Genomic DNA, 19,282 nt, shown 5'->3' with positions numbered 1-19,282 from the left:
CCTCAGGACCGGACTGCGAACCGTTCCGGCGCCTCCTGGCGAGGCCGGCCCGACGCTGCAATCCGGGAAACGAGATCCGTGAGCTCCGCGACGGCGCCGACTCGGATGGCCGGCATCGGTTCCTCGCCTGGGCTCCCTTTTGGCGCCACGGCGCGGCCGAACCCCAGCTTTTCTGCCTCTTTGAGGCGGCTTGTCGCGTGGGCCACGGGCCGTACGGCCCCTGATAGACTGACTTCGCCGAAATAGACGCAATCCGGCCCGAGAGCAACCCCGGCAAGCGAGGACACGAGCGCGGCGGCAACGGCAAGGTCCGCGGCCGGTTCCTGGATGCGCAACCCGCCGGCGATGTTCAGGTAGACGTCGTGCTGGCCGAACCGGATCCCGCAGTGGGCTTCGAGCACCGCCAGGATCATCGACAGCCGGTTGCCGTCCCACCCGACCACCGCCCGCCGGGGCGTTCCGAGCGAGGAGGGCGCCACCAGAGCCTGCACCTCCACCAGCATCGGCCGCGTGCCTTCCATCCCTGCGAAAACCGCCGCGCCCGGCGAGGAGGCGTCCCTTGTCCCCATGAACAGCTCAGAGGGATTGGGAACTTCCTTCAGCCCCTTTCCGGTCATCTCGAACACGCCGATCTCGTCTGTCGGGCCGAACCGGTTCTTCACGGCCCTAAGGACTCGGAAGTGCCGCGCGCCGTCTCCTTCGAAGTAGAGCACCGCGTCGACCATGTGCTCCACCACCCGCGGACCGGCGATCGTCCCTTCCTTGGTCACGTGGCCGACCAGCACGACCGTCGCCCCGCTCTCCTTGGCGTAGCGAATCATGGCCTGAGCCGAGGTGCGCACCTGCGCCACCGTGCCGGGCGCCGAATCCACCACCTCCGTCCAGAGGGTCTGGATGGAATCGATGATGACGAGATGCGGCGGCGGGCCGTCCTGCAGCGTGGTGATGATGTCCTCGACGCTCGTCTCCGCGGCGAGCGAGACCGCCGCGTCCACCAGTCCGAGCCGCTCCGCCCTCAGGCGCACCTGGGCCACCGCTTCCTCGCCGGAAACATAGACGACCCGCCCGCCGGTCCGCGCCAGCGCTGCCGCCGCCTGGATGAGCAGCGTCGACTTGCCGATGCCCGGGTCTCCGCCGACCAGCAGAGCCGACCCCCGCACGAATCCGCCGCCGGTCACTCGGTCCAACTCGCCGATGCCTGACGCGAGCCGCGGCGCCTGGTCGATCGCGCCGGACAGCGCGACCAGGGGAACGATGCGGCCCTTGCGCATGGCGCGGCCCTTCTGGCCGATCAGTCCGCCGCCGATGCCGCCGCCGGCCGTCTCCTCGACGATCGAGTTCCATTCGCCGCATGACTCGCACTTGCCCGCCCACTTGGTGCTGACCGCGCCGCAGGATTGGCAGACGAACTGGGTGGAGCGTTTGGCCATGGAGACTCGGTGTTTGAGGAGATGCGGCCCGAATATGGGCGGATGTTCTTGTTTTGTACAGGGCAGCCGGATCTTATTCAATACACCGACGCGCAAGGCGGGACCCGAGGCCGGTGAGCAGTTCATAGCCGATCGTGCCCGCGTGGTCGGCAACCTCGTCGACGGGGATCGTCGAGCCGAACAGCTCGACCCAAGCGCCCGGGCGGGCCGATCCGGCCGGCAGGTCGGTGACGTCCACCGCCAGCAGGTCCATCGAGACGCGGCCGGCGAGGGGAACCCGCTGCCCGTCGATCGCGGCAGATGCGCCGGAACCTGCGTCCGACGCCCCCGATCGCCTGATGTAGCCGTCCGCATAGCCCACCGAGACGATCGCGATCACGCTGTCGCGCCGGGCCTCGAAGGCGGCGCCGTAGCCGACCCATTCACCGGCGCGAACCGTTCGGACCCGAACGATCCGTCCCTCCAGCGTGGCGACCGGACGGAGCGGCGACAGGGCGTTGCCCGCGCGTGCGCCATAAAGCGCGATGCCCGGCCGCGTCAGATCGTGGTGCGTCGCCGGGCCGAGTTGAAGTCCCGCGGAATTCGATAGCGACCCCGCAACGCCCGGGAACAGCGCACGGACTGCACGAAAGCGCTCGATCTGGAGTCGGTTCAGCGGGTGCTCGGCGCTATCCGCACAGGACAGGTGGCTCATCACGAGCGCCGGCCGCAGGCGCTCCACCCTGGGGCGTTCGGCGGAGAGTGCGGCCGCCTCGTCGAACGAAAGGCCGAGGCGGTTCATCCCGGTGTCCACATGGAGGGCAGGGGGCTCGTCAGCCGGGCTCGCGGCCGCGAGCCAGGCGTCGATCTCCTCCGGCCCGCCGAGCACCGGCCGGAGCCGCTCGCGACGGTAGGTCTCCGCGGCATCGGCGAAGTAGCCGTTGAGGACGTAGATCGTCGCCTGCGGAACAGCAGCTCTCAGCGTGGCACCTTCGGCTGGCAGCGCGACGAAGAAGGTCCGGCACCCGGCCGACCGGAGTGCATCGCCGGCCGCAGCCAGCCCGTGCCCGTACGCATCGGCCTTCACCGCCGCCCCGGTCTCGGCCGAGGGCGCGAGAGCCGCGAGTGCCCGCCAGTTCGCGGCCAGGGCGGCGAGGTCGACGGTCAGCCGCCCCCCGACGCCCCGGCCATGTGTAGCGTCGTCGTTCATGCCCGAGAGTCTAGACGATTCTGGGCAGTGCCGCGCAACCGTTCACTGAAGCGTTTTTTGACAGGCAAGCCCGCCCCGCTAGTCTCGGCGGGCGAATCCAGGTCGGAGAAGGTGGCATGCTCAGGAAGCTCGGCGCGGCGGCATTGGCACTCGGCGCCGTGGGAGCGGCCGGGTTCTGGGTCCTGACCACCCCCCAGCAGCTTCAGGCGGCCGATCTGCCGGACCATCAGCCGGATATCGTCAATGGCGAGCGCATCTTCCACGCCGGCGGCTGCTCCTCATGCCACGCCGCACCCGGTTCGAAAGGCGAGGACAAGCTGAAGCTTGCCGGCGGGCTTGAACTGGCGACGCCCTTCGGCACGTTCAGGTCGCCGAACATCTCGCCCGACGAGACGACTGGCATTGGCGGCTGGTCCGCGCTCGACCTGGTCAATGCCATGCAGCGCGGCACATCCCCGGACGGTCGCCACTACTATCCGGCGTTTCCCTATACGTCCTACGCGCGCATGAAGACCGAGGACATCATCGACTTGAAGGCGTACCTGGATACGCTGCCGGCCGTGTCGAACGAGGTCGGCCCACACTTGCTGGGCTTTCCTTTCAACGTCCGGCGCGGCCTCGGCCTCTGGAAGACGCTCTACCTGGATCCCGCGCCCGTAGCGTCTCTCCCCGCAGATGTGACGGAGGCGGCAAGACGCGGGCAGTATCTTGTCGAGGGTCCGGGTCACTGCGGCGAGTGCCATACGCCGCGTAACCCGATCGGCGGCCCCGACAAGGCCAACTGGCTGGCCGGTGCGGCCAATCCGGAGGGGAAGGGCTCGATCCCGAACATCACGCCCCATCAGGAAGGCATCGCGTCGTGGACGGCCGAGGACATCGTCAACGCGCTAGAGACCGGGTTCAAGCCGGACTACGACTCGTTCGGTGGTTCGATGGTGGCCGTGCAGGAGAATATGGCCGCGCTTCCGGCCGAGGATCGCGCGGCGATCGCTGCCTATCTGAAGGCGGTTCCGGCGCACCCCAGCACCGCACCGAAAAACGCCGAGGGCGGCAGCTGAGCGGCGGGCCGGCATTGCCCGGCCCGAGCGGTCAGCCGAGGTGAGGGTGCAGCCGGTGGGCGATGCTGAGCCGAACCGGATCGAGAACCAACGTCGCCGCCGATCCGAAGATGAAGACGAAGGCGGCGCCCAGAGCCTGGACGGTCACCGCAGGCATCGTGCTGCCGGAGACCGCAGCCGATAGGCACGCCACGGCCACGATGGCGATCATCATCACCGACTGGATGGAACGGCGGCTGCCCACCGAGGCGGCGAAGCCGGAGACGAATGAGAAGGCGTAGAGAAGCAGCATCGGACCCCCCGGTCGCGTGACGAGACGCCGACCATGCCCCGGGACGTGTTGAAACCGCGCGAAAGTCTTCCCTGGCTTTTTAACGATCCCGCAAATCCCTGCTCGATCCATACCGGCCGCGCGTATGCCGCGGTCGCCCGGTCGTGTCCGCTTCGTCGCGAGTCGGAATCTCCCCGCAGGGAAGCCGGCGGACACCGCGATCGCGGTAAGTAACTAGTAACATTTGGTTACTCGAAGATATCTAAAACAACGCAAAACATAGCAACTAATGCATACCACGGTGCATAAACGCAACAGTACCTTTGAATGGAGACATGACAAAGGTGCCTAAGGCATTTCCTGATTGCGCATGCTTCCGGCCTCAGCAATTTTCTGGTCGTAAGTTTTCGGGAGACCGAGCTCGCTCCGTCGCATCACCGGCTGTCAGGGGTGGCAGCCGATACGGGTGGCGCGGCGTCGCTTGGGACCGGACGAGTGGTGCGGACAGACCCTGACTACAAAGGGTCTTTGGAAGCTTCGCTGGCGGCCGGTTCCTCCTCTGGTTTTGTTTGGAGGTCAGGAACATGAACATCAAGCACATCCTGCTCGGCACTGCCGCAGGCCTTATGGTCGCCACGGGCGCCCAGGCTGCGGACCTGCCGGGTGAAGCCGTCCCGGCGGCCGTGGATTACGTAAAGGTCTGCGACGCTTTCGGCGCCGGCTTCTTCTACATCCCGGGTGGTGACACCTGCTTCAAGATCGACGGTCGCGTCCGGGTGAAGGGCGAGTACACCGACGACAGCGGCGACCTGGTCGTTGACATCACCGGCCGCGTGGGCTTCGACGCCCGCACCGCGACCGAGTACGGCACGCTCCGTTCCTACTTCCGCATCGGCGGCGGTGGCGAAGCTGCCGACAAGGACGTCAGCATCGAAGAAGCCTTCATCCAGCTCGGCTACCTCACCGTCGGTGAGACCGGTTCGATCTTCGATCAGGACTCCGGCTACGGCATCTACGACCTTGGTTTCGGCAACGGCGACACCGCCCAGCTGACCGTGCTCTATGACGGCCTTGGCGGCGGCTTCTACGTCGGCGGCGCGGTTGAGGCTGGTGCCGAGGCCTACGAGGCCACCTTCGGCGACGCCCCGAACTTCGTCGCGGTTGTCGGCGTGACGGGCCAGCCCTGGGGTTCGGCCGAACTCGGCGTGAAGTACTTCGCCGACGACGAACTGATCGCCGCCAAGCTCGGCGCGATCGTGAAGATCGCCGATCCGCTGGAAATCAACGGCGTCGTCTACTACGCCGAAGAGGCTGACGACGATCAGATCGACATCGGTCTCGGTGCCAAGTACTCGGCCACCGACACTCTCGCGCTGGTCGCCTCGCTCGGCTACACGATCGACGAGACCGACGTCTGGACCGCCAGCGCCGGTGTTGAGTACACCGTCGTTCCGGGTCTCGTTGCCGAAGCCGGCTTCAAGTACACCGACACCGAAGGTGCCGACGAAGACACCGCCTTCGCGGTTCAGCTGACCCGCAGCTGGTAATCACCAGTTCGAGGTTTGCAAGGGTGGGCCCGGGAAACCGGGCCCTTTCCTTTTGGCGAGCAGGCGAGTGTCGCGCGATGGCGACACGGTCCGACCCGCGTGCTCCGCGACGTCTAGCCGAGTTGCGCCGCGCATCGCCCGCCCTTAGGCTGGCGACCATCGATGGCTGCGGCGAAGAACGGCTGCGGCGGGAGGGGTCGGGAATGGTGCGCTGGCAGGCACGGGCTGCGGCTGGAATTCTGGTTGCTGTCGCATTGACCTTTGTCGCTCTGCTGATCAACGGCGGGCGCATCGTCGACGACGTCGAGCGCAAGAGCCGCGAAGTCCTCAGTCCGGAGGTGACGTCGTGGGCCTCGGTCGAGGTCGACGGGCGTGACGTCTCGCTCTCTGGCTCTGCCCCCACCGAGGAACTCCGCCGGCTTGCGCAGGAACGGGTGGAACGCCTGTTCGGCGTTCGATCCGTCGATGACAGCTCCGTGGCGTTGCTTCCGGAAGCCGCGCCCTATGTCGTCACCCTGTCGCGCGCTGGGAGTGCGCTCACCATCTCCGGTTCGGCGCCCTCTGGGCCGGAACGCCGGCGCATGGTGGAAGGCTTCACCGGGGCCGTGCCGAACGCCGCCTACAACGACCGGCTGTTGCTGGCGCGAGGCGCGCCGGAAAAGGGCTTCGGCGAAGCTCTTGCCCGCCTCTACCCGATCCTGGCCGACATCTCCTCCGGCTCCGTCACGCTGACCGACCAGTCCGTCGCCATTTCCGGTGAAGCCGCGTCGAACGCCGCCTACGATCGGCTCAGGGAGGGCGTCACCGGACTGCCGCAAGGGTTCCGCGTCGCCTCCATCGACATCGTCCGGCCGGTGGCGACGCCCTTTTCCTACAGTGCCGTCCTGGACGGCGGGGCCGTCACCGTGTCCGGCTACGCACCGGATCCGGACACACGCAACGCACTGCTCGGCGCCGCCCGGTCGGCCGCGGGCCAGCGCATCTTGCGCGATACCGTCGACCTCGCATCCGGCGCGCCGGATGGCTTCGCCGCCGCCGCGGCCGACGCGCTCGATTTCCTCAGCCTGATGGCGGCCGGTCGCGTCGACGTCACCGACAAGGCGATCTCCGTCAGCGGAACCGCTGCGACACCGGAAGCCTATCGCACGCTGCTCGCGTATCTCGATACCTGGAACCCCGCCGGCTTCGTCGTCGAATCCTCGATCGACCTCCCGCTCGTGAAGCCCTTCACCCTGACGGTCGTCCGCGACGGCGAGAAGGTCACCGTGTCCGGGTTCGTGCCGAGCAGTGAGACGCTGGAAGCGGTCAAGACTGCCGCTACCCGCGTCGCCGGTCTCAACGGGGCCGTCGTGGAGGGCACCCTTGCCAACGGGGCGCCGGATGGCTTCCAGGCGGCTGCGGTCTTCGCCGTCGATCTGATGCAGCACCTCTCGACCGGTGCGGCAACCATCGCCGATACCAGACTGACCATCGTCGGCGCAGCCAAGACCGGCGCGGATCTTCTCGACGTCAACGCCGAGGTCAGCGCCAACGCCCCCGAGGGGTTCGAGTTCGACGTGCGCGTCTCGCCGCCGCTGGTCAAGCCCTTCACCTGGTCCATCGAGAAGGGCGCCGAGGACGTCGTCATCTCCGGTTTCGTCCCGAGCGAGGAGTCCCGCACCGTCATCCGTGAGGCAGCCGAGGACTTCGCCGGCGACCTGGGAGTCGCGGACCGGACGCAGCTTGCCGGTGGACTGCCCGCCGGCATCGATCTGGAAGCCGTCGCAGCCTTCGCGGCCGACCAGCTCGCCGGCCTGGACTCCGGTAAGGTCGCCTTCGAGGACGGCAAGCTGTCGGTCGCCGGTCAGACCAAGGATGCGCGCGCCGCCGCGGCGGTGACCCGCGCCTTCGATCAAGACCTGCCGCCCGGCACGACGAAGGGCGTCGTCTACATCGATGCGCCGCCGCTCCTGCAGTTCACCATCGATCGGGGCCTCGACGCCCTCTCCATCCAGGGCACCATCGCAAGCACCAAAGTCCGCGACCGCGTCGCCGATCTCGTCGCCCGCAGCTTCGGCAGGGCGGACGTCGAGATGAGCCTGCAGGAAGCTGCCGATCTGCCACCGGGGGCGGAGGAGGCGGTGATCGTCGCGATCAGGGCCGCGGCACTGCTGGCAACCGGCACCGTGACCGTTTCGGGGCCGACCATCACGGTGCAGGGCAAGGCCTTCACCGGCGTCGGGGCCACGCGGCTCTCCTCCGACATCGCCTCGGCGGTTCCCAAGGGCTTCCGTCTGGATACCTCCGTCGGCGTCGCGCGGCGCGGGCCCGATGTGTCCGAGGGCGAATGCCAAGCGCTGCTCACTGACCTTCTGTCCCGGAATGCGATCTATTTCGAGACGAACAAGGCCGAGATCGCCGACGAAAGCCACGGTCTCATCGACCGGATCGCGCAAACCGCGCAGCGGTGCCCCGAGGCGAAGCTCGTGGTCGAAGGGCACACGGACAACGTCGGCGACCCGGCGGCCAACCTGTCGCTCAGCAAGCAGCGCGCCGACGCGGTCGTCGCGCTTCTCGTCTCCACCGGGGTGGACGCGACCCGGTTGGAAGCTCTGGGCTTCGGCGCGGACAAGCCCGCGGCCGACAACAGCACGCCGGACGGACAAGCCAGAAACCGGCGTATCGAGATGCGCGTCGTGCCGGCAGCACCGCCGGCGGCTCCTGCTGCGGATCCGGCGGCGCCAGCCCCGGCGCCCCAGCCGTAGCGGCGCAACGAACGGGGGAGGGGACCACCATGATCTACCTGACGTTTGCACTCTGGCCCTATGTACTGGCGGCGCTGGTTCTGGGAGTCGTGATCGGCTGGTTCACGGCGGACCGCTCGCCCGAAACCTGAGCGCCGCGTGACGCGGGGATTGGCATCAAGGCGTCGCTGGTCGTTCGACAGCCGCCCGAAAGGACTTGAGGCATGATCTGGCTGGTTCTGGAGACATTCGTTCTGCTCCTGGCCTTCACGGCGGCCGGTATCGTCTCCGGCATCGTTCTGCGGCGTGTACTGTCCGACCGGTCGGGCGCGACGCGACTGGCGGCAGCCGGCGGTGCACCGTCCGTGGAACTGGACCCGCTACCCCCGACGCAGTCCTTCGCCCCGCTTGAAGTGGAGCCTGTCGCCGTTCCGACGCCCGAGGTGGTGGAGATGGCGGCGGATCTGCCCGAGCCGCCCACCTCGGTCATCGATCCCTCCCGCGCCGCGGCGGCGGACCAGGTCGGTGTTCGGCCGGAAATCCTCGCCGGCCCACGCGACGGGATGCCGGACGACCTGAAGCTGATCAAGGGAATCGGTCCGCAGAACGAAGCGCGGCTCAACGCGCTCGGCATCTACCACTTCGAGCAGATCGCGGCCTGGACGCCGGAAGAGGCGCGCTGGGTGGGATCCTACCTCGCATTCCCCGGCCGGATTGAGCGCGAGGACTGGGTCACACAGGCCGCATCCCGCATCGCTTGAGCCTCGATTCCTGTCGCGAGACGGTTCGATCGGCCGTTCCGACGCGAATAACTGCCGCTAGAGGCCACAATTGCGCCTCCGCGCTTGCAATCGACCCGCCTCTTCCCCTATATGGCCGCCATCCCACACGCGGGCCGCGGGTGCGCTTTTGCGTTCCCGTCCGGTCGGATCGTGTTCGCTGGCATAAGCGGCACACAAAAGATCCGGACCCCGCGGAGGTAGAACCGGAAAAAGGACAGTTCTGTAATGGCTCTTCCCGACTACACCATGCGCCAGCTCCTCGAGGCCGGCGTCCACTTCGGCCACCAGACCCACCGCTGGAACCCGAAGATGAAGCCGTTCATCTTCGGCGAGCGCAACAACGTCCACATCCTCGACCTCGCGCAGACGGTGCCCCTGCTGCACCAGGCGCTGAAGGCGGTCTCGGACACTGTTGCCCGCGGCGGTCGCGTGCTCATCGTCGGCACCAAGCGTCAGGCCCAGGAAGCGGTCGCCGACGGGGCGCGCCGCTCGGCCCAGTACTACGTCAACAGCCGCTGGCTCGGCGGCATGCTGACCAACTGGAAGACCATCTCCGCTTCGATCCAGCGTCTGCGCAAGCTTGACGAGACGCTGAACAGCGACGCCGCCAACCGCCTCACCAAGAAGGAGCGGCTGGTCATGACGCGCGAGCGCGACAAGCTCGAGCGTGCGCTCGGCGGCATCAAGGACATGGGCGGCACGCCGGACCTCATCTTCGTGATCGACACCAACAAAGAAAAGATCGCGATCGACGAAGCCCGCCGCCTCGGCATCCCCGTCGCCGCCATCCTGGACTCCAATTGCGATCCGGACGGCATCACCTTCCCGGTGCCGGGCAATGACGACGCCGGTCGCGCGATCGCGCTCTATACGGACCTGATCGCCCGCGCGGCGATCGACGGCATCTCCCGCGGCCAGGGCTCGCTCGGCGTCGACGTCGGCGCAGCTGAGGAAGTCCTCGAAGAGCCGGCGCTCGCCGAAACCAGCGAAGCCGCCGCCTGAGGCCAACGTCGCCCTGGCTGATTGATCGACGGCGGGCGGACCAGGGCTGGTTCGCCCGTCGTTTTTGAACGCGTCCTTCGCCGCGCCGAGCGATCGGCCCGCGGCTCGTCATGAGGATGTCGGCTCGCGCCGATAGGACCTCCGGACGGACGCAGACTGCCACTTGATTCCAGACCGGAAGAGGAACTGATGAGCATCTCGGCTGCACAGGTGAAAGAGCTCCGCGAAATGACCGGCGCGGGCATGATGGACTGCAAGGCGGCCCTCACCGAAACCGGCGGCGATATCGAGGCGGCGGTCGACTGGCTGCGCGCGAAGGGCCTGTCCAAGGCCGCCAAGAAGGCCGGCCGCGTCGCTGCGGAAGGCCTTGTCGGCGTCGCCGTGTCCGGCACCAGCGCCGCGGTCGTCGAGGTCAACTCCGAGACCGACTTCGTCGCCCGCAACGACGCCTTCCAGCAGCTCGTGAAGAACGTGGCCGCCGTCGCCGTAGCGAACGGTGGCGATCGCGACAAGACGGCCGCCGCCGGCTATCCCGGCAAGAGCCACTCCGTCGAGAGCGAAGTGAAGGAACTCGTCGCCACCATCGGCGAGAACATGAACTTCCGCCGCTCCAAGGCCCTGTCGGTCAGCGACGGCGTCGTCGCCCCGTACATCCACTCGGCGATCGTCGACGGCCTCGGCAAGATCGGCGTTCTCGTCGCGCTGGAATCCACCGGCAGCAAGGACGAGCTCCTCAAGCTCGGCCGCCAGGTGGCGATGCACGTCGCCGCCACCAACCCGCTCGCCCTCTCGGCCGAGGAGGTCGATCCGGTCGTGGTCGAGCGCGAGCGCGCGGTCTACCTGGAGCAGGCCAAGGAGAGCGGCAAGCCGGCTCAGGTCATCGAGAAGATGGTCGAGGGTCGCATCCGCAAGTTCTTCGAGGAGTCCACGCTCCTCAAGCAGGCTTTCGTCGTCAACCCCGACCTGACCGTCGAGGCGGCGATCAAGGCCGCTGAGGCCACCGTCGGCGCGCCGATCAAGGCCACGGCTTTCGTCCGCTTCGCGCTGGGTGAAGGCATCGAGAAGGAAGAGACCGACTTCGCCGCCGAAGTGGCGGCGGCAGCCGGCGCGAAGGGCTGAGGCTCTTCGGCAACGATCCGGGCGCCGTTCTCATGGACGGCGCCCTTTTCACGTGGGTAGGGCATCAAATCGACACGATGCCGTTGCGCCATGCGCCTCCATCCCGTCCAATGGCCGTACTTCCCGGCCAAATGATCCAGAACACCCAGGAGACCTTCCCGATGGCGGACAAGCCGCTTTACCGTCGCGTCCTTCTGAAACTGTCCGGCGAAGCGTTGATGGGGGACCGGGGTTTCGGCATCGATCCGAAGGTCGTGGAGCGGTTGGCGTCGGAGATCGTCCAGGCGCACCAGTTGGGCGTCCAGGTCGGCGTCGTGGTGGGCGGCGGCAACATCTTTCGCGGCGTCAAGGTGGCGGCCGAGGGCGGGGACCGCACCACCGGCGATTACCTCGGCATGCTCGCAACCGTCATGAACGCGCTCGCCGTGCGATCGGCCATCGACCGGCTCGGCGTGTCCGCCGTGGTGCTCTCGGCCATCGCCATCCCGGCCCTCTGCGAAACCTTCACCCAGCGCGAGGCGCTGAAGCATTTCGCCGAGAACAAGGTGCTCGTCTTCGCCGGCGGCACCGGCAATCCCTTCTTCACTACCGATTCCGGCGCCGCCCTGCGCGCCGCCGAAATGAACTGCGACGCCCTCCTCAAGGGAACCCAGGTCGACGGCGTCTATACGGCCGATCCCAAGAAGGATCCGACGGCAACCCGCTACGAACGCCTGACTCACCAGGAAGTGCTTGCGAAGAATCTACAGGTCATGGACGCTGCGGCGATTGCTCTTGCCCGCGACAATCGGATTCCGGTAATCGTCTTTTCTGTTCACGAGTCGGGCTCCTTCGTCGACGTCTTGACCGGACACGGTCGTTCGACGGTGATCACCGACTGATGCGGGGTCGAGCCGAAGCCGGAGGGCTGGCTCGCGCACGTATCCTTTGGAGCGCGCAGCCTCCTTCAGACGGGGATCTGACGCGTGGAGCCCGTGACCGCCGGGTGCGATAAAGGAAGAAGAAGAATGGCTGACGAAGAATTCGACATGAGCGACCTGAAGCGTCGCATGCAGGGTGCGATCTCCGTCTTCAAGAACGAACTCGCCAGCCTGCGGACCGGGCGGGCTTCGGCCAACCTCCTCGATGCCATCACGGTTGACGCCTACGGCTCGACCATGCCGCTGAACCAGGTGGCAAGCGTCAGCGTCCCGGAGTCGCGGATGCTCTCCGTCCAGGTCTGGGACAAGCAGATGGTCGGCGCGGTGGACCGCGCGATCCGTGAATCCAACCTCGGCCTCAACCCGATCGTCGACGGCACGCTGCTGCGTCTGCCCATCCCCGAGCTCAACACCGAGCGGCGCAGGGATCTGGTCAAGATCGCGCACAAGTATGCGGAGGCGACGCGGGTCTCCGTTCGCCATGTCCGGCGCGACGGCATGGACGAGTTGAAGGACCTGGAGAAGGAAGGCCTCCTCTCCGAGGACAGTTCGCGGGCGTATTCCGAGCGCGTGCAGAAGCTGACCGACGAGACGATCGCCGAGGTCGACAAGCTGCTGGCGCACAAGGAACAAGAGATCATGCAGGTCTGAGGACGGGGCCTCGATCTGAGCGTGAATGAGGTGACCGATCGGCCTTGCTTGGGCCGAACGGATCCGGGGGATCCATGACGACGGGCAGCGAAGCGATCAGCATGGCGACAGCGCCGACGGGACTGCCGCGGCACGTCGCCATCATCATGGACGGCAACGGCCGGTGGGCCCGGAGCCGCGGGCTGCCGCGCTTCGAGGGCCATCGCCGTGGTGTCCAGACGCTGCGCGACATCGTCCGCCACGCCGGCCGCATCGGCATCGACTACCTCACGCTCTACTCCTTCTCGTCGGAGAACTGGAGCCGCCCGGCCGAGGAGGTGCGCGAATTGATGTCGCTCCTCAAGCACTTCGTCCGCCGCGACCTCGCCGAACTCGCCGCCAACAACGTCCGGGTCCGCGTCATCGGCGAACGGGATGATCTGGCCCCCGATATCCGCGCCCTCCTGGAGGAGGCCGAAACCAAGACGACGCGCAACACCGGCCTGACGCTGGTTGTCGCCTTCAACTACGGGGCGCGCAATGAAATCGCTCGGGCCGTGCGTCGCGTCGCCGCCGACGTCGCCGCCGGCCGCCTCCCTGCCGAGTCCGTTACCGAGGACGCGATCAGTCAGCGGCTGGACACAGCCGGCATTCCGGACCCCGACCTGATCCTGCGCACCAGCGGCGAGCAGCGACTGTCGAATTTCCTGCTCTGGCAGGCGGCCTACAGCGAGTTCGTCTTCGTGCCTGCCTACTGGCCGGATTTCACCGCCGACGAGTTCGACCGGGCGATCGACGAGTTCCTGGGCCGCGAGCGCCGCTTCGGCGGCGTCCCGGCCGCGGCTGGGGCCTGAGCATGGCAGCCGATCGGCAGCCCCCGCCGACGGCTCCCGGGTCGGACCTCCGCCTGAGGCTCGTCTCGGCCGTGGTCATGATGGCGGTCGCTATCGCCGCCATTGTTGCCGGCGGTATGATCTTTGCCGCCTTCGCTGCCATCGGTTCGGCGCTCGTGCTCCTGGAGTGGTCGCGCATCACTGGGCCTTTCACAGTCCGGATGGTCGACAAGTCCGCGATCGTCCTGGTTCTCGTATCCGTCTTCTCCGCGATCTGGGACCCGTCCTCGTCGATGGCTGTGATGAGCGCCGTCGCGCTTGCCACCGTCCTGGCGCGGATTGCAGATCCCCGCCTTCCATGGCTCGGCGTCGGGATCGTCTATGCCGGCTTCCCCGGTGTTGCGGCTGTCGTTCTGCGCGGCATCGGCGAGAACGGGGGCAGCGCTGTCGGCCTCGTCGCCATCATCTTCACCTTCGTCGTCGTGATCGCAACGGACAGCGGCGCCTATTTCGCCGGCCGTTCGATCGGCGGACCCAAGCTCTGGGCCCGGGTCTCGCCGAAGAAGACCTGGTCCGGCGCGATTGGCGGCCTGGTCGCCGGGATCGCCGCCGGTGTCGCTACCATCGCAATGGCCGGACTGACCACCTATGCCTCCAGCGCGATCATTGCGGCTGTGCTCTCGGTCTTCAGCCAGGTGGGCGATCTCCTGGAGTCGGCCATCAAGCGCCGGTTTGGCGTCAAGGATTCCGGGACCATCATCCCCGGCCACGGCGGCATCATGGACCGCGTCGACGGCCTCGTGGTCGCGCTCGCGGCCGCCGCCCTGATTGGCTACGCCAGGACTGGAGGCGGCGAGATCGGCGCCGGCCTCGTGGCATGGTGACAGGGCATCCATGACAGACCCCCGCGATCCTGCGCCGCCGCGGCGCCTCTCCATCCTGGGCGCCACGGGCTCGATTGGCACGTCGACCCTCGATCTCGTCCAACGCCATCCCGAGCGCTGGACCGTCGTGGCCGTCACGGCCAATGGCAACGCAACCGCGCTGGCGCGTACCGCGCGCGCGGTCGGCGCCGAACTCGCCGTGGTCGCCGATCCCGCCGCCTATGCGGACCTGAAGGCCGCGCTCGCCGGATCCGGCATCGAGGCCGCCGCCGGGCCCTCGGCGGTGATCGAGGCTGCGGCGCGAAGCACCGACATCGTCGTGTCCGCCATCGTCGGCGCGGCAGGCCTGGCCCCCTCGCTGGCTGCCCTTGCCGCGACCCGGATCGTGGCTCTCGCCAACAAGGAGACGCTCGTCTGCGCCGGCAACCTTTTCATGCGGGAAGCAGCCCGCAGAGAGGTCACGGTGCTTCCCGTCGACAGCGAGCACAACGCCATCTTCCAGGCGCTCGAGACCCGCAACATGGCGGCCGTCGCGGAGATCATCCTGACGGCATCCGGCGGGCCTTTCCGCACCACGCCGCTGGAGAGGATGGCGGCGCTCCGGCCCGAGGACGCCTTGAAGCACCCGAACTGGTCGATGGGGCGGAAGGTCACGATCGACAGCGCCACGCTGATGAACAAGGGCCTGGAACTCATCGAGGCCCACCATCTCTTCGGCGTGGGTCTGGACCGGCTCGGCGTGCTGGTTCACCCGCAGTCCGTCATCCACGGTCTCGTCCGCTATTCCGACGGCTCGCTCCTCGCCGAACTCGGCTCGCCCGACATGCGCACGCCCATCGGCTACTGCCTCGACTGGCCGGTCCGGCGTCCGACGCCTGTTGCGCCGCTCGACCTGGCGGCGCTCGGCCAACTCACCTTCGAGAAGCCCGACCGCCTGCGCTTCCCCTGCCTTGCGCTCGCCGAGGCGGCTTTGGCGGAGGGCAGGGGGCAGCCCTGCGTCCTGAACGCGGCCAATGAGATCGCCGTCGAGAATTACCTTGCGGGCCGGATCGGCTACACCGACATTGCGGTGACTGTCGAGATGACGCTCGACCGGGCGATCGCTACGGGCGCGGTGGCCGACCCCGGATCCCTGGAAGAGGCGACCCGGCTCGACGACTTGGCCCGTCGGATCGCGGCCGAGGTGGTGACGACCCGAATCCGGTGATAGGAACGAGTGGGGCGCCGCCTTCGGGCGGCTGCTCAGAACACAGGTGCCAATGTGATGGAAAGCCTATCGAGCATAGGAAGCTGGACGATCGGGACGATCCTGGCGTTCCTTGTCGTCCTGACGGTGGTGGTGTTCATCCACGAGCTCGGCCACTTCCTGGTTGCCCGCTGGTGCGGCGTGAAGGTGCGCACCTTCTCCATCGGATTCGGCAAGGAAATCTTCGGCTTCACCGACCGGCACGGCACCCGTTGGCAGCTCGCCAGCATCCCGCTCGGCGGCTACGTCAAGTTCATCGACGACATGAACCCGGCGAGCGTCCCGGATACGGACTCGCCCGCGGCCCGGACGGAAGGAGCCTTCCAGTCCAAGTCCGTCGCCCAGCGCGCCGCCGTGGTCGCCGCCGGCCCGATCGCCAACTTCATTCTGGCGATCGTGATCTTCACCGGCGTCTTCATGGCCTATGGCAAGGTGGTGCTGATCCCCCGGGTGGACGAGATCCAGGCCGGCAGCGCAGCAGAGGCCGCCGGCTTCCAGAAGGGCGACCTGGTTCTGGAGATCGACGGCCGGTCGATCGAGTCCTTCAGCGACATTTCCCGCATCGTCTCGGTTAACGCCAACGTCCCGCTGATCGTCGTCGTGGAGCGCAATGGTGAACGATTGACCTTTGAAGCCACCCCGCGGAGCGAGGTGATCGAGAGTGGTCCTGCCGCCGGCAACGCCCGCGGACTTCTTGGTCTCAAGCACTCGGGCAAGGACGCGGAGGTGATCCGTCTCGGTCCTCTTCAGGCCTTCGCGGAGGCCGGAAAACAGACCTGGTACATCATCGACCAGACCTTCACCTTCATCGGCCATCTCTTCCGGGGATACCAATCGATCGAACAACTGAGCGGCCCGGTGGGCATCGCCAAGGTGGCCGGAGAAGCCGCGTCCCTGGGCATTTTACCGTTCATTAACCTTGCCGCATTCTTATCGGTTTCGATCGGTCTCTTTAACCTTTTCCCCATTCCGTTGTTGGACGGTGGACACCTGCTCTTCTACGCGATCGAAGCGATCAGGGGACGTTCGCTTTCAGCGCGTAAGCAGGAATTGGGCTTCGCCGTGGGGGCTGCGGTACTCTTCGCTCTCATGGCGGTGGCGATGTGGAACGACATCAGCCGCCTGATCACCGGGTAGCGTGGCCAACCGGCCACGACGCGGCGCGAAAAAGGGTTCCGGCCGGTCTGGCCAGCTTGCAAGCCCCTTGGAACGCTGTACAAAAACGAACGTCGAGATTCTGTCGTCGGTTCCGACGCGGAAGCAGGCAGCGAAACGGGTTCGAGTATCTCATGCGCTCATTCTTCAACTGGATCAAAGTCGTTGCCGTCGCGACCGCACTGGTGGGTGCGGTTCCAGTGATCGGGGGCGACATTCCGGGCTTCGGCGCGTCGCTGGCTCATGCCGACGTCGTGAACAGGATCACGGTCACCGGGTCGACACGCGTCGAGCCGGAGACGGTCACCTCCTACCTCACCATCAAGCCGGGCCGCCAGTTCGGTGCCGCCGACATCGACGAGTCGATCAAGGCGCTCTTCGCGACTGGCCTCTTCTCCGATGTCCGCATCACCCGCTCCGGCGGCGCTCTGGTGGTGGCCGTCGTCGAGAATCCGGTCATCATGCGCATCAACTTCGAGGGCAACGATCGTCACGAGGACAACATTCTCGGTGCCACGATCGAGCTGCAGCCCCGCTCGGTGCTCACCCAGGCCAAGCTTGAATCCGACACCCAGCGCATCGTCGAGCTCTACCGCCGAACCGGCCGCTACAACGCGACCGTCGAGCCGCAGGTCATCGACCAGGGCCAGAACCGTGTCGACCTCGTCTTCAAGATCAACGAGGGTCCGCGGACCGAGGTCAACACGATCAACTTCGTCGGCAACAACGCCTACTCCGACAGCCGTCTGGAGAGCGTGATCCAGACCAAGGAATCCGGGCTTTTCGGCTGGCTGCGGTCGACCGACAACTATGATCCGGACCGCCTCAACGCGGATCAGGAATTGCTGCGTCGCTTCTACTACAACCACGGTTACGCCGACTTCCGCATCATCTCCGCAGTGGCCGACTTCGACCGCACGCAGAACGCCTTCGTCATCACCTTCACGGTGGAGGAGGGCGAGCAGTACACCTACGGCGACATCAACGTGGAGACCACGCTCACGGAAGTGAACGCCGAGGATCTGCAGGCTCTCGCGAGCACCGTGAAGGGCAACGTCTACAGCGCCAAGGAAGTGGAATCGACGCTCGAGGACATGACGGTCGCCGTCGCCGCCAAAGGCTACGCCTTCGTTCAGGTCCGTCCGCGTGGCGATCGCGACTACGACAACCGGACCATCTCGGTGACCTATTTCGTCGACGAGGGCACCCGGGCCTACATCGAGCGCATCAACATCATCGGCAACACCCGCACCCGCGACTACGTCATCCGCCGCGAGTTCGACATTGCCGAAGGCGACGCCTACAACCAGGTCCTGATCGAGAAGGCCGAGCGGCGCTTGCGCAACCTCGGCTACTTCAAGAACGTCCGCATCTACAGCGAGCCGGGCTCCTCGCCTGACCGCGTGATCGTGAACGTCCAGGTCGAGGATCAGGCGACCGGTGAAGTCTCGGTCGGTGCCGGCTACTCCACCAACAACGGCTTCATCGCCGAACTGTCGATCTCCGAGAAGAACTTCCTCGGTCGCGGCCAGTACGTCCGGGCCGCCATCGGCCGGGGCACCGAAGCGGAGACCTACGAGCTCTCCTTCACCGAGCCCTTCTTCCTGGATCGTCGTCTCTCGGCCGGGTTCGACGCCTACAAGCGCGACTACAACGACGGCAGCGGCGCGATCCATCCCTACGACGAGACGCTGACCGGCGGCGCCATCCGCTTCGGCATCCCGGTTGCCGAGGACACCACGCTCGGCCTGAAGTACTCGATCTACCAGCAGGAGATCGCCAACGTCGGGGCTGACTACACCTCGCTGGTCGACGAGGGCGACACGCTGGTCTCCTCGATCAGCTACTCGCTGACCTACGACACCATCGACAACAAGTTGTTCCCGCGGGAAGGCATCTACGCCCAGTTCTCGCAGGAATTCGCCGGCGTCGGTGGCGACGTGAGCTTCCTGCGCACCACCGCAAAAGCCGACTACTACCGCGAACTCTCTGCGGATTGGGGCCTGATCGGTCGACTGGGCGTCAAGGCCGGCCACGTCATGGGCATCGGCCAGGATCTGCGCTACCTCGACCACTTCCGCCTTGGCGGGGAGACGATCCGCGGTTTCGACTCCGAAGGCATCGGCGCCCGCGACCGCAACACCGGCTACCTCCTCGGCAGCCAGTTCTATGCGGCGGCGACGGCGGAAACCATCTTCCCGCTCCCGGTGATCCCCGAGGAGTTCGGCTTCTACGGCTCGCTCTTCGCAGACGCCGGAACGGCCTGGGGCGTCGACTCCAACGCCGGCAGCCCGTCGGTCTACGGCGACGATGCCACCATCCGCGCCTCGGTCGGCCTCGGCCTTCTCTGGCAGTCGCCCTTCGGCCTGCTCCGCGCGGACTTCGCGCTGCCGGTATCCAAGGGCGATGCGGACGAGACGCAGTTCTTCCGGTTCTCCGGCGGCACCCGCTTCTGAGGACACAGTGCCTGAACAATCGCACGGCCGCCGCTTC

16 protein-coding genes are annotated in these 19,282 nt (G+C 66.8%); 13 read left to right on the top strand and 3 right to left on the bottom strand.

All coding sequences use genetic code 11. From position 1 onward, the window contains the following. Positions 1-2: 2 nt before the first annotated feature. Positions 3-1,430, bottom strand: coding sequence for a DNA repair protein RadA (gene radA / locus HZ321_RS08385; RefSeq protein WP_181701842.1), 1,428 nt, complete (start codon positions 1,428-1,430; stop codon positions 3-5). Positions 1,431-1,503: 73 nt separating this feature from the next. Beyond that, positions 1,504-2,619, bottom strand: a complete 1,116-nt coding sequence (gene alr / locus HZ321_RS08380; RefSeq protein WP_181701841.1) for an alanine racemase — start codon at positions 2,617-2,619, stop codon at positions 1,504-1,506. 116 nt (positions 2,620-2,735) lie between these two features. Here alr and HZ321_RS08375 point away from each other — a divergent pair, with 116 nt between their 5' ends. After that, entirely contained in the window at positions 2,736-3,677 is a 942-nt protein-coding gene (locus HZ321_RS08375; protein ID WP_181701840.1) for a c-type cytochrome, read from the top strand. Positions 3,678-3,708: 31 nt separating this feature from the next. Here HZ321_RS08375 and HZ321_RS08370 read toward each other — a convergent pair whose 3' ends face one another. Beyond that, positions 3,709-3,969, bottom strand: a complete 261-nt coding sequence (locus tag HZ321_RS08370; RefSeq protein ID WP_181701839.1) for a hypothetical protein — start codon at positions 3,967-3,969, stop codon at positions 3,709-3,711. Between the two features lie 563 nt (positions 3,970-4,532). Here HZ321_RS08370 and HZ321_RS08365 point away from each other — a divergent pair. From HZ321_RS08365 to bamA, 12 genes are all read left to right on the top strand, one after another. After that, positions 4,533-5,495: a porin gene (locus HZ321_RS08365; protein WP_181701838.1), complete on the top strand. Its 963-nt coding sequence runs from the start codon at positions 4,533-4,535 to the stop codon at positions 5,493-5,495. A 203-nt stretch (positions 5,496-5,698) separates the two neighbouring features. Continuing rightward, on the top strand, positions 5,699-8,239 hold the full coding sequence (locus HZ321_RS08360; RefSeq protein WP_181701837.1) for an OmpA family protein: 2,541 nt from the start codon (positions 5,699-5,701) through the stop codon (positions 8,237-8,239). Between the two features lie 203 nt (positions 8,240-8,442). Continuing rightward, positions 8,443-8,979 carry a hypothetical protein gene (locus HZ321_RS22010; RefSeq protein ID WP_425305384.1) on the top strand — a complete coding sequence of 179 codons (537 nt, stop codon included), beginning with the start codon at positions 8,443-8,445 and terminating at the stop codon, positions 8,977-8,979. A 246-nt stretch (positions 8,980-9,225) separates the two neighbouring features. Then, the gene (rpsB, locus tag HZ321_RS08350) at positions 9,226-10,002 is read left to right on the top strand and encodes a 30S ribosomal protein S2 (RefSeq protein WP_181701836.1); all 777 of its coding nucleotides are present in this window, start codon (positions 9,226-9,228) and stop codon (positions 10,000-10,002) included. Between the two features lie 189 nt (positions 10,003-10,191). Then, positions 10,192-11,121, top strand: coding sequence for a translation elongation factor Ts (gene tsf, locus HZ321_RS08345; protein ID WP_181701835.1), 930 nt, complete (start codon positions 10,192-10,194; stop codon positions 11,119-11,121). A 161-nt stretch (positions 11,122-11,282) separates the two neighbouring features. Beyond that, positions 11,283-12,002, top strand: coding sequence for a UMP kinase (gene pyrH / locus HZ321_RS08340; protein WP_181701834.1), 720 nt, complete (start codon positions 11,283-11,285; stop codon positions 12,000-12,002). Positions 12,003-12,128: 126 nt separating this feature from the next. Beyond that, complete coding sequence (gene frr / locus HZ321_RS08335) at positions 12,129-12,692, top strand: ribosome recycling factor (RefSeq protein ID WP_181701833.1); 564 nt, start codon at positions 12,129-12,131, stop codon at positions 12,690-12,692. A gap of 74 nt (positions 12,693-12,766) precedes the next feature. Then, positions 12,767-13,525 carry an isoprenyl transferase gene (locus HZ321_RS08330; RefSeq protein ID WP_206682755.1) on the top strand — a complete coding sequence of 253 codons (759 nt, stop codon included), beginning with the start codon at positions 12,767-12,769 and terminating at the stop codon, positions 13,523-13,525. A 2-nt stretch (positions 13,526-13,527) separates the two neighbouring features. Beyond that, positions 13,528-14,388, top strand: a complete 861-nt coding sequence (locus HZ321_RS08325; protein ID WP_181701832.1) for a phosphatidate cytidylyltransferase — start codon at positions 13,528-13,530, stop codon at positions 14,386-14,388. A 10-nt stretch (positions 14,389-14,398) separates the two neighbouring features. Continuing rightward, positions 14,399-15,595, top strand: a complete 1,197-nt coding sequence (dxr, locus tag HZ321_RS08320; RefSeq protein ID WP_181701831.1) for a 1-deoxy-D-xylulose-5-phosphate reductoisomerase — start codon at positions 14,399-14,401, stop codon at positions 15,593-15,595. 57 nt (positions 15,596-15,652) lie between these two features. Then, positions 15,653-16,771, top strand: a complete 1,119-nt coding sequence (gene rseP / locus HZ321_RS08315) for an RIP metalloprotease RseP (protein WP_181701830.1) — start codon at positions 15,653-15,655, stop codon at positions 16,769-16,771. Between the two features lie 152 nt (positions 16,772-16,923). Further along, positions 16,924-19,245, top strand: coding sequence for an outer membrane protein assembly factor BamA (gene bamA, locus HZ321_RS08310; protein WP_181701829.1), 2,322 nt, complete (start codon positions 16,924-16,926; stop codon positions 19,243-19,245). The last annotated feature ends 37 nt before the right edge of the window (positions 19,246-19,282 follow it).

The organism is Chthonobacter albigriseus, from assembly GCF_013839445.1.
Lineage (GTDB): Bacteria > Pseudomonadota > Alphaproteobacteria > Rhizobiales > Pleomorphomonadaceae > Chthonobacter > Chthonobacter albigriseus.
The sequence above is the reverse complement of the archived record's forward strand: the minus strand, read 5'-3'. Positions and strand labels throughout refer to the sequence as shown.

What these genes read in the sequence shown, in the direction of transcription:
- HZ321_RS08330 (WP_206682755.1), top strand. Translation starts at nt 12,767, where the DNA reads ATGACGACGGGCAGCGAAGCGATCAGCATGGCGACAGCGCCGACGGGA.
- HZ321_RS08360 (WP_181701837.1), top strand. Translation starts at nt 5,699, where the DNA reads ATGGTGCGCTGGCAGGCACGGGCTGCGGCTGGAATTCTGGTTGCTGTC.
- frr (WP_181701833.1), top strand. Translation starts at nt 12,129, where the DNA reads ATGGCTGACGAAGAATTCGACATGAGCGACCTGAAGCGTCGCATGCAG.
- HZ321_RS08365 (WP_181701838.1), top strand. Translation starts at nt 4,533, where the DNA reads ATGAACATCAAGCACATCCTGCTCGGCACTGCCGCAGGCCTTATGGTC.
- pyrH (WP_181701834.1), top strand. Translation starts at nt 11,283, where the DNA reads ATGGCGGACAAGCCGCTTTACCGTCGCGTCCTTCTGAAACTGTCCGGC.
- tsf (WP_181701835.1), top strand. Translation starts at nt 10,192, where the DNA reads ATGAGCATCTCGGCTGCACAGGTGAAAGAGCTCCGCGAAATGACCGGC.
- rseP (WP_181701830.1), top strand. Translation starts at nt 15,653, where the DNA reads ATGGAAAGCCTATCGAGCATAGGAAGCTGGACGATCGGGACGATCCTG.
- bamA (WP_181701829.1), top strand. Translation starts at nt 16,924, where the DNA reads ATGCGCTCATTCTTCAACTGGATCAAAGTCGTTGCCGTCGCGACCGCA.
- HZ321_RS08325 (WP_181701832.1), top strand. Translation starts at nt 13,528, where the DNA reads ATGGCAGCCGATCGGCAGCCCCCGCCGACGGCTCCCGGGTCGGACCTC.
- radA (WP_181701842.1), bottom strand. Translation starts at nt 1,430, where the DNA reads ATGGCCAAACGCTCCACCCAGTTCGTCTGCCAATCCTGCGGCGCGGTC.
- HZ321_RS08370 (WP_181701839.1), bottom strand. Translation starts at nt 3,969, where the DNA reads ATGCTGCTTCTCTACGCCTTCTCATTCGTCTCCGGCTTCGCCGCCTCG.
- dxr (WP_181701831.1), top strand. Translation starts at nt 14,399, where the DNA reads ATGACAGACCCCCGCGATCCTGCGCCGCCGCGGCGCCTCTCCATCCTG.
- rpsB (WP_181701836.1), top strand. Translation starts at nt 9,226, where the DNA reads ATGGCTCTTCCCGACTACACCATGCGCCAGCTCCTCGAGGCCGGCGTC.
- HZ321_RS22010 (WP_425305384.1), top strand. Translation starts at nt 8,443, where the DNA reads ATGATCTGGCTGGTTCTGGAGACATTCGTTCTGCTCCTGGCCTTCACG.
- HZ321_RS08375 (WP_181701840.1), top strand. Translation starts at nt 2,736, where the DNA reads ATGCTCAGGAAGCTCGGCGCGGCGGCATTGGCACTCGGCGCCGTGGGA.
- alr (WP_181701841.1), bottom strand. Translation starts at nt 2,619, where the DNA reads ATGAACGACGACGCTACACATGGCCGGGGCGTCGGGGGGCGGCTGACC.